The following is a 13,476-nucleotide window of genomic DNA, read 5'->3' on the forward strand; positions in this document are numbered from 1 at the left end:
GTATCGTTAAACAGATCATAAATCAAAAACAACAACAATGAAAACTACAAAAATTCTTTACTGGACATTTACCGGTATCATCGTATTACTGGACGGTGTGATGCCTGCACTTACCTCAAACACAGAATTGGCCAGGCAGGGGATCAGCCATCTGGGCTATCCTGATTATTTCAGGGTGTTGCTCACGGTCTTTAAAGTAACCGGCGCCTTAATTCTGATCCTGCCCTTCCTTAAAGGGCGTATAAAAGAATGGGCCTATGCGGGATTCACTTTTAATTTTATAAGCGCAGCGGTGTCCCACACAGTGGTTGACGGGTTCGGCGGGCAAGCGCTATTCCCGCTGGTGGCATTGGCTATTCTGGCGGCGTCTTACTTTTATTATCATAAATTACGCAGTACCCAAACCGGACGCAGCGAGCAAACATCCGCGCAATACAGCTTTGGCAGTTGATTTGCTGTTTTAAACCAGGAACCTTAAAAAATAATTTACTCAAAAACAAAGTACAATGGAACCCACAAAAATTACAGTAGCTGCAACGATTAACGCGCCGGTAGCAAAAGTTTGGGAATACTGGACAGAGCCGGAACATATCAGGAAATGGAATAGTGCTTCTGATGACTGGCATACACCCCGCGCCGAAAATGATCTTCGGGTGGGAGGGGCTTTTTCCTCCAGGATGGAAGCACGGGATGGCAGCATGGGCTTCGACTTCGGCGGCATTTATGATGTTGTGCTCCTAAACAAAGAAATCGCTTATACTATGGGCGATGGTCGCAAAGTACAGATCCTTTTTGCCAGTGAAGGTAACCACACTTCCGTTACCGAAACCTTTGAGGCGGAAGCAACCAATCCCATAGAAATGCAGCAGGCCGGCTGGCAGGCCATTATGGATAATTTTAAACGGTATACGGAGGAGCACCGGTAATCAGGCGGAAGTAATTTTATTTTAACGCCGCGATGGCCAGAGCAGCGGTGCTCAATTCGGTGGTTTTGTTGCAGGCGATTGTCAGAAAAAGTACAATACAAATCAGCAGATGGGCTGTTTTCATATGACATTGTTTTAAATTATAATGGCTGTTTTCAGTGAAAAACAACAGTCGGTGAAGCGGCTCACCCGAAGCCTGTTTAAAAAGTTCGTTGAAGTATGGGTTCGATTCGTTGTAATAAGTTGATTATCAATATATATTTTATGACAAAGTGATTGATAAACAAGCAGGTTTCTGATGCAAAAAAACCAGCTTTTTTCCGTAAATTTGTAAGCTACATCGATTAGGATATATTAAATTTTTTTGTACTTTATGAGCGAAGCATTACAAGGACCCGAACCCATGGAAACACCGGCATATGGAGCAGATAGTATCCAGGTACTGGAAGGATTAGAAGCCGTACGCAAACGCCCTGCCATGTACATTGGCGATATTGGGGTGAAGGGATTGCATCACCTCGTATATGAGGTGGTAGATAACTCTATCGATGAGGCTTTAGCAGGCTATTGCAAGAATATAATTGTTACCATTCACGAGGATAACTCTATTTCTGTTGAAGATGATGGCCGGGGTATTCCCACAGGTATCAATCAGAAGCAGGGTGTAAGCGCCCTACAGGTGGCCATGACGATATTGCACGCGGGGGGTAAATTTGATAAGGGATCATACAAAGTATCTGGCGGATTGCATGGAGTAGGGGTGAGTTGTGTAAATGCATTGAGCACGCGCATGCATACCGTGGTTTGCCGCGATGGGAAAATATTTGAGCAGGAATATCATATTGGGGTGCCCGATTATCCCGTGCGGGAGATCGGAACTACTGAAAAGCATGGAACCTTCCAGCAGTTCTGGCCCGATGGCTCTATTTTCATGACCACAGAATACAAGCGGGAGATACTGGAAGGGCGCCTGCGCGAACTGTCTTACCTGAACAAGGGAATTTCCATTAACCTGATCGACAAACGGGAAAAAGACGACAACGGCGCTGAGATCAAAAAGATATTTTACAGTGAAGGCGGTATCGTTGAGTTTGTGGAAATGCTGGATAAAAGCGCCGGCAGGAACGGGCTGATCCCAAACATACTGAGCGTTGACGGGCACGATGAAAACAGTAATGTTGCAGTTGAAGTGGCGCTTACGTATAACGATTCCTTTAATGAGCACATTTATTCCTATGTAAATAATATCAACACCATTGAAGGCGGTACGCATGTAACCGGGTTCAGACAGGCGCTCACCCGGGTTTTTAAAACATACGGAGATAAGAACGGCTTTTTTGAAAAAGCCAAAGTAGCTATTGAAGGGGATGATTTCCGTGAAGGCCTGAGTGCTATCATTTCTGTAAAAGTGCCGGAGCCTCAGTTTGAAGGCCAAACCAAGACCAAGCTGGGTAACAGCGAAGTAAGTGGTGTGGTGCAAACCACGGTGGCCCGCGTGCTGGAAGCATTCCTGGAGGAAAATCCCAAGGATGCAAAAAACATTATTAATAAAGTGATCCTGGCGGCGCAGGCAAGAGCGGCGGCAAGAAAGGCACGGGACCTGGTACAACGTAAATCTGTTTTAAGCGGCGGCGGTTTACCAGGGAAGCTGGCAGATTGTTCCGACAGAGACCCGGGACGCTGTGAGCTGTACCTGGTGGAAGGAGATTCCGCAGGTGGAACAGCCAAACAGGGGCGTGATCGCAGCTTTCAGGCTATTTTGCCTTTAAGGGGTAAGATCCTGAACGTGGAGAAAGCCATGGAGCACAAGATCTATGAGAACGAAGAGATCCGGAATATTTATACAGCGCTGGGCGTAACCGTGGGCACACCGGATGATCCGAAGGCGTTGAACCTTGAAAAACTACGGTATCACAAACTGATCATCATGACGGATGCCGATGTAGACGGAAGTCATATTGCCACGCTGATCCTCACTTTTGTTTACCGGTATATGAAGGAGTTGGTGGAGCAAGGTTATGTATACCTGGCGCAACCGCCATTATACCTGGTAAAAAAAGGAAAAGAAGCGGCCTATGCTTACAATGAAGATCAGCGGAAGGCATTGGTAGAACGTTTAGGCGCCGGACGTGAAGATTCTGTAAATATTCAGCGGTACAAAGGTTTGGGAGAAATGAACGCCGAGCAATTATGGGAAACCACGATGGACCCGGATAGAAGAACGCTGAAACAGGTGACCATTGAAAGCGCCGCTGAAGCAGACCGTGTATTCAGCATGCTGATGGGAGATGAAGTAGCGCCCCGCCGCGAGTTTATTGAAACTAACGCGAAATACGCGAAACTGGATATTTAAACAGGGCTGCGCTAATAACCGGGAAGCCGGAAAAATCGGAAAGGTTTTGTTTTTCCATTACAACTGACTTCCCGCCTCACCGCTTCCCGGCGATGCCAGGTTTTCAGAAATCGAAAGAAGTCATTAGTGAAATCGTTCTGGGCCGGAGATGATAACTGATAGTATTAATGCTATTGGTGCCGACATCAATCATTTCATAGGAACGCACATTTGCAATGTTCGTACAGGCCAGGCGTATCAAAAGGCTTTTTTTCTCAAATTTATATTGGAGATAACTGTCAAGAAAAAGACTGCGGACGGCGGAGCTGCCTCTATGTAAGGATTGGTAATAATTGTTGGTAAAATTAAAGCTGAACCGGTTGAGGGGATAAAGCGTCAGCCCGGAATGCAGGTTCCATTGCCGCACTTCCTGTTGCAGAAAGCCTGTTTGCTCAGATGCCGTGGTGTATTGCATATACTTGCCGTTTATAGTGAATTGCAGCCATTTCAGAACCGTTGGGGTTACCTGCAACCCGGTGGTTTTTACAACGGAAACAACGCGGAATAATTGTTCATTCTGTAATAGCTGCGTTTTAGTTGCAGACAGTGCAGCGTCTACTGCAACAGTTGTATTCAACGCAAAAATATATTTGCTGACCCGGGCCGTTGTGCCTGCAGCCTGACTGTAATTAATAATGGGCAATGCTTTTACCAGGGTCATATTGTTTTGCAGCGTAGTGCTGTACAAAAAATAATTTTTGGTTGGCGCAAAGGTCAGATTAATGGTCGCAAAAAATGCTTCGATCACCCGTTTATAGTCAAAGCCGCCGGAAAAGGTATGCGCGCGGCTCATGAGGTAGGGTGTTTCATAAGAGGCAAAACTCCGGTATCCGGAAATAATAGCGCCCCCATAAATTTGTTGTACCCCCGCGGTTTTGTTGGCAAGCGTATAGTCCAGATAGACTGTATTTTCTTTTCCCGTTTTATATTCCCAATGAAGCGAGGGCTGGAAAACCAGCCGGGTGCCTTTATCCTGATTCGTAGCTACGAAATCATTATAATATCGATAATGCTGCCAGCTTACCGGCACGCCCAGGATCAATTTACTTTTATATCCGTTATATGTAAGCGTGGCTTGCGCAAATAGTTCGTTTTTCCTCCAGTTAACAGCGTTTTCAAACCCTTCAGGAACCGTGGTCTGAGCGCTTTGCTGCGTCAATGTTGCAGCGGATTGCAATTGTTGCGACTGAAGGAACAATCCGGTAGTCAGACCCAATACCCAGTTTTGAAAAACCCGGTTGTAAGCCACCTGGCTGGTGTTGCTGAGGTTTTTCAGTTGTTGATACTGGTTTGTTTGCAGATACGGAATGCTGTCATTCAATACATTTTGCAGAATGCCCGGAGTAAGAATAAGCAACTGCGGGTTAACGGAATAGGCAAAACTATTTTCGTAATTAATAATATGCATTTTCCGGATCATAAGGTATCCGCTGAGTGTGTTACTGAAACGGGTAGTGGTTGCGCTGCTGTTTTGAGTAATGGGCGAATTGCCGGTATAGGTGCTGCCTGAATTGGTGTTATTGTTCCGCGAAAAGTTGGTTGCGGAGCTGAGATAATTTTTTGGGCTATTGATGTCCAGGGCGATATTCAAGTTGAGCGAACCTGCGTTGTACTGCTCCTGGTTCAGTTCTTTGTAAAAGATGCTATCGCTGCCGGGAAGATAATAAGTGGATGTCAGTTGGTGGTTGGTTTGCTGATTTTCTTTGTTGTACGTGGCGTTTATTTTTATTGCTGTGTAGGGAGTTACTTTCAAGAGGTTATTGGCGGAAAATAGTTTGCTCCGGTTATAAAGCACCCTGTCTTTGCTGATGCCCTCCGGCCCCTGTAGTCCGGACACACCGGTTTCGAGTGAATAATCCGACCCCGAATTGTTGAGCTTCGCAGTATTGATCGCCTTATATTTCGTTTTAAAAGCCATGCTTTTAGCTTCCAGGTTATAGGTAGCGGGCAATCCACCACTGGCTTCAATAGTATTCAGAAATTTCAGCTTGCTTTTGTTTTTAAGAAGGATATTAATTGCAGCCCGGTCCGAAGGAACAATTCCATTCAGCATTTTCACATGCTGGTTGTGCTCAATAACCTGAACCTTGTCTACATCGGCAACGTTTATATTTTCTGTAGCGATCGTATACCGGTCATCGAGTAAATTATCTCCTTCGATATAAAACTTATTGATCGCTTTTCCCTGGTATTTTATAACGCCGTTCTCCCCTACTTCTATGCCAGGCAATTTTTGGATGATATCTTTCAGGTGACGATCGTTTCTGTCTGTAAAATGTGCGGCGTCATAACTGAGCGTATCGCCCTTTTGTACAATGGGGCGCTGTTTACCCGTAACAATAACACCAGGGAGGGTATGGACATCTGCAACAGATAGCATCCTGAATTTCAATTGTGCCATTGATGCTGTCAGGATCGTTTGTTGTTTCAAAAAGCCCGCCGCGTTTACTTTGATGGCCAGTGTTTGCGGCCGGAACAGTTCTTTGCTATCGACCAGGAAGTTTCCGTGCAGGTCGGTAGCCGTAAACAGGAGACCGGCATTGTCGCGGAGTCGTACCAGGCTCACGATGGCATCAGGAATGGCCTTGCCCAAGCTGTCCGTTACCGTTCCGGAAATATGCAGGTCATTTTGCTGCGCAACTGCACGAAGCAACAACAAAAGCAGTGGCAGCAGGAACAGGGCTTTTTTCATTAATCGTTTCGCAGATCGATCGGGTTATTTAGTGTAATATCCGATGGATCAGTTTTGCTTTTTCTGACGGACACACTTTTGATCTTAGAAACATCAAAACCATCCAGCGGGCTGCTTTTGGGTTTGGGAATGCCGCTCATTTTCTTTCGATTGGCATCGATAAATGCCTGCGGGTTGCGTTCATAGGCTTCTTCCGCTTTTGCAAAAGCCTCGGAGGTTACGGTTTCGGCATTTGCAGGAAGTCCGAATGGAGGGATCCCCGCATTAAAATCTTCCACCCGGTTTAAGGTATATACAATCTCTCTTTTTTCATCATAGGCTTCCAGGATCAGGCCCGGCAGACCGTTGAGCCGCCGGGGACCAAAACGATAAGGCAGGTCGGCACAGAACCAGGCCGTATAACGCCGCCCGTAACTTTCGCCCGTGGCTTTCTGGCAGATAAAGCCCTGGATCGTTTTTGTAGAATCGGTGACCGACCAATGGATAGCCGGGCGCTTGGCCGGGATAATGAATGCTGTGCCGGCCAGGTTGCGTAGTTCGTCAACGCTGGTTTTGCCGCTTCTTTCTGTAAAAAACTGATTATTTGTGGTTGTTTTTCCTGTAAGCACAACGTCCACATGATCGGGATCGGGCGCCTCCTTAAAGGCTTTTGCCACCTGGCTGTAAGTGGCGGAATCGCTTTCCTTTTTTGTATAGCTTGAGTAAAGACTGCTGCTTTTATCATAATCCAGCTCAAATGTTTCGGTATAAAAATAACTCCGGTGCGCCGTATCTTTCATATAGCTAAAATTATAAATTACCCTGCCCAGTGCGGTTTTAAACGGGGCGCCGGCTTTAGTTTGTGCCGAAAGGGCCGTATGAAGTAACAGCACCGGGGCCACCAAAAAGGTTTTGTTGAATCTTACAGTTTGCCTCATAGTTTTTACTTATTTATCGCAATTATACGAATAATTCGTAATTCTATGAAATTGTATTAGTGTATTAAACCGTTACTAAGTATAAACTTTTATGCACGTGTTTTTATAAAAATGTTGTGCCGTTTTTTTTATAAGCGCAGCTTTTTAGAGCGCATCATTTTACAAAATTCTGTTGGGTCAGATTGATGTGGTACTGCCGGGCAAACTGCTGTTGTGCCCGTAAAAATCTCTTATCCAGGGCCACCCTGTGTTTCCGACTTTCAACTAATATTGATTGGGCTGTTTGCTGGTCGGCCGGGGAGGGGTTTATCTTTTCCGGGGAGGCAAAAATTCCTTAATGTATTGGGTAATGGCTACCTCATCGGGGTCGGAAGGCCGGGGGCACACCACCCGGAACTTCTGGTAGTATACCGCTGCCTTTGCGGGATCATGAAGGTGTTTATCGTATACCTTCCCTGCAAAAAACAGATCGATCGGATCATGGAAAAGATAATAAGCGGTATCATAAAAAGCTACCGCCTGTTTATAGTTCTTCAGAGCAGTGGCGTTATTACTCATTGCCCGCAGGTAGGTGACCGCCGTCTCCTGTATATTTAATTTTAAACATTCGGAAAGCAAAGAATCGCTGGCCTTATAATTCTTCCTGGTGGCATAGGCAAGAGCGGCGCCGTATGCAATACTTTCCGCCATCATATTTTTTAACCCCAGCCATTTATACAGGCTGATGACGCTGTCCGGATTATTGGTATTAAGATAACTGTATAGAAGGCTTATATACGGGAGTGGAGCATCTGCCTCCCTTCGCCGGTATAGTTCCCCCCATTGTATAGCCTCTTTGTACCGTTTTGCATCAAAGCAGAGGGTTATTTTCTGTCCAATGACCGGGTCATAAGTAGTGTCCTGCTTAAGAAAGAGATCAATAAGTTTTTCCGCTTCTGTTTTTCGCTTCTGCACTTTTAAATAAGCGGCCAGGTCGTACACCACCCTGCCTGATGCAGGACTTAGCCTGTAACTTTTTTGTGCATAAGAAACAGCCGAGTCTGTTTGATTCAGACGCGACCACTGCCGGGCGCCGGCCAGCCAGTATTTATAACTGTTGGGCAAAAGCAGCGTTAGGTTTTTATAATAAAATAAAGCACTGTCATAGTTCCGTTGCTGCTCAAAGAGCATTGCCAGGTATAGTTGCGGAACAGGTAGCGCGCGGTCTTTGTGATAGAGCGCAGTAAAAATTGCCCCGGCTTCTTTTGTCTGACCATTGATATAATTAGCATAACCCAGGTCAAAGAGGTATTCTGCGTCGGTATTTGGCGGAATGCTTTTTAAATAGGCTAACGCCTGCTCATTGTCCAGGTCCTGGTAAAAGCGCTGCAATTTCGACCGGTCATAAGAGGTCTGTCCAGGGCAATAAATGTCAAACAGTATGATAATCAATAAAATAAATATGGCATGTAGTTTCATAAATAATAGCTTTTCCAGGTAAATATAACTAAAAAATTAGTTGTACTATTGTTTTCCCGCAGATATTTAAAGGATTCTTTAGATAAAAACCCGTAATTTCATTTTTTTAAATCAAAAATTATTAATTATGGCAGATGCAACTCTTACAGCTTACAATGTGAAAACAAAAGAAAAGAATGTTCCTATCCAGGATGCTGTAATTTCCCGCACGGCTAAAGGCGGATACATCGCAAAAGGACATGATGGTAAAGGAAATAAACTGACTTCTCTTTTAGGTGAGGAAAAAGCGCTGGCCGCAATAAAAGCGGGCAACGCAAAACAAGACTGGTAAAGAATAAATGAATCGATAAAAACCCGCTTCCGGATTAGTCCGGAAGCGGGTTTTCTTTTACACCCAGGCACCCGCCGGCTCCCGTTTTATCATTCTTTGTATGGCAACGATTGCGTAGATTTTTGAGGCGGAGCTATCAATTTATTTTATTTTAGCCGGGATTGCTGCTGGATAATCAGGTGTATAAATCAAACCCGAAGAGTTTATTGCTTAAGCGATTGCCGTATGAAAGGAAAATTGTTTACATTTTTTTGTTTGCTGCTGGCGGGCAGCGTTTATGGTCAGACCGTACAAATCGATCCTGAGCCTTTTGGCGATAATGCGCGGCACTGGTACGGTATTGCCGATAAAAAGAACGTGATCAACGCCAGTCCGGGGAAACCGGCCTATAAGCCCACTGATGTAGCTGCTATTGCCGACAATATATTATTGTTTCAAAAGGATAATGGCGGCTGGCCCAAAAACTATGACATGTTTGCGATACTAACTGATGCGCAGCAAAAAACAGTTGCCGCAGCCAGGCATATCCTGAACACCACTTTTGATAACGGAACGGGTTATACACAGATAAGGGCATTGGCCATAGCGTATGGTGCCACAAAAGAGGGAAAATATAAGGCAGGAGCAGCAAAAGGGTTGCAGTACATCCTGTCGGCCCAATATAATAACGGCGGTTGGCCGCAATATTATCCGCTCGAAAATAATTACAGCCGGTGCATTACCTATAATGACGGCGCTATGGAAGGGATTATGCGCCTGCTGAAAGCGATCAATGATAATGACCCGCTCTATGCGTTTGTTGAAGGAAACCTGCGTGCACGGCTGGCAACGGCTTATGAGAAAGGGATCGATTGTATCCTTAAAACACAAATTGTTGACGGCGGGGTGTTAACCGGCTGGTGCCAGCAATACAATGAGGTAACGCTGCAGCCCGCCTGGGCGCGCAAGTTTGAGCCACCCAGTATCTGTAACGGGGAAAGCGTGGGCCTTACACTTTTTTTAATGAGCATCGATCATCCCGATCAGCGGGTGGTGCATGCCGTGCAAAACGCGGTGCAATGGTTTGAGGCGTCCAAAATATACAATACGCGGGTGCAAACGGTCCGGGCGGAAACAATGAATACGCCCTTCCGGGTTTCAAAAACGGATAGGGTTGTAGTTGTGGACAGCGCGGCGCCGCCCATCTGGACGCGTTATTATGAGTTAAAAACACACCGGCCGTTGTTTTGTAACCGGGATAGTAAAGTGGTGTACAGCCTTGCTGAAGTAGAGCGGGAGCGTCGCGATGGCTATGCCTGGTATACTTATGGGCCCCAAAAGGCATTGGAGCAATATCCTAAATGGCAAAGGAAATGGATGCCAGCGGAAGTTAAAAAGAAATAAACGGAATGACCAAAACCGGCTAATGGCCTTATTTAACGACGATTGCGGGAACAATCCTACTATGCAGTAGTTAAAATTTTTAGACTTGTTTTATGAAACCGATTGCATTATTAAATGGATAAAATAGATGTCATATGAATAAAAATTTCTTATTGCTTTTTATGCTTTTCTTTTTGTGCAGCGGAGCTTTTGCGCAGACGAAAAGTATTAATGGAACGGTGCTGGATGAAACCGGGCAGCCGCTTCAGGGAGTGACCGTTTCGCTGGTAAACTCTTCTGTTGCCACGCAAACGGACGCCAACGGTAAGTTCAAGATCAAGGTACCGGACCCGGGAACTCCCGAACTACGCTTTAGCTCTACAGGATACGTATCCCAAACGGCAATTGCTGTCGGGAACATGACAATCGGTCTCATTAAAGATATTATTGCCGGCGATGAGGTGGTTGTAATCGGTTACGGAACAGCAAAGCGAAAATCATTGGCAGGAGCGATCAGTTCAATTAAAGGCAGTGAATTGGAAAAAGCCCCTGTTGTAAATGTGGCTGAAGCGTTAACAGGGCGCCTGCCGGGCGTAATGGTGACAACCGTTGACGGCGCTCCAGGCGCTGAAATTGTAATCCGGGTACGGGGCGGTGGTTCCATTACACAGGATAATTCACCCCTTTATATTGTGGATGGATTTATTGTTGATAATCTGAATGATATTGCGGCTTCCGACATTGAATCGATTGATGTGTTAAAAGATGCTTCTGCCACGGCTATCTATGGTTCCAGGGGGGCTAATGGTGTTATTATTGTAACAACCAAAAAACCCAAGGCGGGCAGAACGACTATCAATTACAATAATTTTTTCCAGAGCAAGTATATGCCCAGGGAATTAAAAGTACTTTCTCCATATGAATTTGCCTTAATGCAATATGAATACGGGATGGTTAGGGGTACCAGCTCTGATGAGTATAAGAATTTTACGAAATATTTTGGGGAGTATGATGATCTGGAGCTTTATAAATACCAGGCCGGAACCAACTGGCAGCAAAAGTTGTTCGGTGGAGCGATCAGATCCTCTCAACATAATATTTCAATATCCGGCGGCTCAGAAAAAACAAAAGTAAGTTTGGGTGGAACCTATAATAATGATGAAGGGCTGATGTTGAATTCAGGTCAGAAAAGGCTTTATTTTAACTTTAAGCTGAACCATGAATTATATAAAAATCTGAAACTCGACCTGTCTGCCCGCTTCACCAATACCGTAATTGATGGCGCCGGTACCTCGGGTTCTTCCAGTGTGCGCATTTCGGATGGTATTCAAACAAGACCAATAAACGGTTTGGCGGATCAGATCGTGCTTGATCCGATATCGGCATCAGACGGCGAAGATGATTATGATAATTTCCTGAGGAGTATGATAAACCCGGTGGACCTTGCCAAGCAGGATTACCGGCAGCGCGCCAGCCGCGATTTGAGCCTTGGAGCGGCATTAACCTACAATCCGTTAAAGGTGCTGAACCTGCGCTCTGAACTGGCGGCTACGCTGCGCACCGGCAGAAACCTCCGGTACTGGGGGCCACTCACGGGTGAATCGCGCAATATTGGAAATGCACTGCCGTTGGGGGAAATCAGTACGGCCAATTCTGATGCATACCGCTGGGTAAATACGGCTAATTTAAATATTATCAAAAATAAAAAACATGAGTTAACGGCGCTTTTAGGCCAGGAGCTCAACTTTGCCACCGGCCGCAGTTCCACTAACAAGTCAACAAATTTTGAATTAGGCACCTCGCCGGATGTATTATTTGCCAATATGGCGCTTGGAACCCCCTACCTGGTAGAAACCCGGGAACTAAGGGGAGAGAATATGCTTTCGTTTTTTACCCGGGCTAACTATACCTTCATGGGTAAGTACATCTTATTCGCCACCTTAAGGGCCGATGGTTCCAGTAAGTTCGCTCCCGAGAACCGCTGGGGATATTTTCCTTCCGCTGCAGTGGCCTGGAGGGTGATCGATGAGAAATTTATGAAGGACGTGTCTTTTGTAAATGATCTGAAGTTGAGACTGAGCTACGGCCAGTCCGGTAATAACCGTATTACCAATGATGTTTGGCGTTTTTTATTCGGGCCCAGCCAAAACAGAACTTATGGAGTTGGAAATGTGTCTTCACCTTATTACAATTTCATCAATACCTCATTGCCTAATCCAAAACTGCAATGGGAAACCACCGTTTCAAGAAATGCGGGACTGGATTTTTCCCTTTTTAATAATAAACTGAGCGGAACGATTGATGTGTATAAAAACACCATAAAGGGATTGATCATTGATAATGCCATTCCGAAAGATGCCGGTTTTTCCACCCAGTTGATTAACCTGGGGCAAACTTCTAATAAAGGATTTGAAATCGGGTTAAATGCTCCGGTTATTACAAAGAAAGATTTTACCCTGAGCGCCTCCTTTAATATCGGGCGTAATATACCCCGGATCGATAAACTGGATGGTAACGATACCCGGTTCTTTGCCTCTAACTGGGCGGGAACGGATTTAAAAACACAACAGGATTATTTATTGAAAGTAGGAGGTACCATAGGCCAGATTTATGGTTATGTAGCAGATGGATTTTATACTACGGATGATTTTGAATCTTATGATCCGGCAACCAGACAGTATAAGTTAAAAAAAGGTATTCCGGCTGCAACCATTTTAGGCGGCACTATCGGCGTGCGCCCGGGTACCATGAAGCTAAAAGACCTGGATGGTGATGGACAAATTACAGCCGATAAAGACCGACAGGTGATCGGTAATGCCATTGCTAAACACTCCGGCGGCTTCGGATTAAATGCACAATACAAAAATTTTGATCTGAGCACCTTTTTCAATTGGGTATATGGAAATGATATTTACAACACCGGGCGCATCCAGTACAATATGTTGTATCGTACCACTTTGGGCAATATCTCTGACCGGATGAATTCTGACAACCGGTATAAATACATTAATGACCAGGGCCAACTGGTAAGCTCACTGGAGGACCTTGCGGCCCTGAACAAAAATGCAAAAGTATGGTCGCCATTTTCAATGGGCACGGCTTCCCCCGTTATTACAACCGATGCTATTGAAGATGGTTCTTTTCTGCGCCTGACTTTTGTAACGGTGGGTTATACCCTGCCCAGGAAGCTGACCTCCAAAGTGGGTATCTCCACGCTTCGCTTCTTTGGGACCGTTTACAATGCCTTTGTGTTTACCAGTTATACAGGTTACGATCCGGAAGTGTCTACAACCCGTAGCAGCGCATATGCTGCTTTAACACCCGGGGTCGACTATTCGGCCTATCCCAAGAGCAGGACCTTCACTTTCGGTTTAAATCTAAACTTTAAATAATAGCAG

Annotated in this window: 9 protein-coding genes; 6 read left to right on the forward strand and 3 right to left on the reverse strand. The window is 45.4% G+C overall.

Annotated features, from left to right (window positions below):
* The first annotated feature begins 37 nt into the window (after window positions 1–37).
* The 3 genes from NIASO_RS17265 (at window position 38) to gyrB (ending at window position 3,279) form a co-directional block, all read left to right on the forward strand.
* Entirely contained in the window at window positions 38–451 is a 414-nt protein-coding gene (locus NIASO_RS17265; RefSeq protein WP_008588061.1) for a DoxX family protein, read from the forward strand.
* Between the two features lie 55 nt (window positions 452–506).
* Window positions 507–926: an SRPBCC family protein gene (locus NIASO_RS17270; RefSeq protein WP_008588063.1), complete on the forward strand. Its 420-nt coding sequence runs from the start codon at window positions 507–509 to the stop codon at window positions 924–926.
* Window positions 927–1,299: 373 nt separating this feature from the next.
* Window positions 1,300–3,279 carry a DNA topoisomerase (ATP-hydrolyzing) subunit B gene (gene gyrB / locus NIASO_RS17275; RefSeq protein ID WP_008588067.1) on the forward strand — a complete coding sequence of 660 codons (1,980 nt, stop codon included), beginning with the start codon at window positions 1,300–1,302 and terminating at the stop codon, window positions 3,277–3,279.
* A 103-nt stretch (window positions 3,280–3,382) separates the two neighbouring features.
* Here the strand turns inward: gyrB and NIASO_RS17280 are convergent, their stop codons facing one another.
* The 3 genes from NIASO_RS17280 to NIASO_RS17290 all read right to left on the reverse strand — a co-directional run bounded on the left by NIASO_RS17280 (window position 3,383) and on the right by NIASO_RS17290 (window position 8,385).
* Window positions 3,383–6,010 (reverse strand): TonB-dependent receptor, encoded by a 2,628-nt coding sequence (locus NIASO_RS17280; RefSeq protein ID WP_008588069.1) that lies wholly within the window; start codon window positions 6,008–6,010, stop codon window positions 3,383–3,385.
* The gene (locus NIASO_RS17285; RefSeq protein WP_008588070.1) at window positions 6,010–6,927 is read right to left on the reverse strand and encodes a GLPGLI family protein; all 918 of its coding nucleotides are present in this window, start codon (window positions 6,925–6,927) and stop codon (window positions 6,010–6,012) included. Before NIASO_RS17285 ends, NIASO_RS17280 begins: the two co-directional genes overlap by 1 nt.
* A gap of 306 nt (window positions 6,928–7,233) precedes the next feature.
* A complete protein-coding gene (locus NIASO_RS17290; protein ID WP_008588072.1) occupies window positions 7,234–8,385 on the reverse strand; it encodes a tetratricopeptide repeat protein in 1,152 nt (383 codons plus the stop codon).
* A 127-nt stretch (window positions 8,386–8,512) separates the two neighbouring features.
* Between NIASO_RS17290 and NIASO_RS17295 the strand changes: the two genes are divergently transcribed.
* The 3 genes from NIASO_RS17295 (at window position 8,513) to NIASO_RS17305 (ending at window position 13,470) form a co-directional block, all read left to right on the forward strand.
* Entirely contained in the window at window positions 8,513–8,716 is a 204-nt protein-coding gene (locus tag NIASO_RS17295) for a hypothetical protein (protein WP_008588074.1), read from the forward strand.
* A 225-nt stretch (window positions 8,717–8,941) separates the two neighbouring features.
* The gene (pelA, locus tag NIASO_RS17300) at window positions 8,942–10,099 is read left to right on the forward strand and encodes a pectate lyase (RefSeq protein WP_008588076.1); all 1,158 of its coding nucleotides are present in this window, start codon (window positions 8,942–8,944) and stop codon (window positions 10,097–10,099) included.
* 134 nt (window positions 10,100–10,233) lie between these two features.
* The gene (locus NIASO_RS17305) at window positions 10,234–13,470 is read left to right on the forward strand and encodes a SusC/RagA family TonB-linked outer membrane protein (RefSeq protein ID WP_008588077.1); all 3,237 of its coding nucleotides are present in this window, start codon (window positions 10,234–10,236) and stop codon (window positions 13,468–13,470) included.
* The last annotated feature ends 6 nt before the right edge of the window (window positions 13,471–13,476 follow it).

The sequence above is a fragment of the Niabella soli DSM 19437 genome (assembly GCF_000243115.2).
GTDB classification, from domain to species: Bacteria; Bacteroidota; Bacteroidia; order Chitinophagales; family Chitinophagaceae; genus Niabella; species Niabella soli.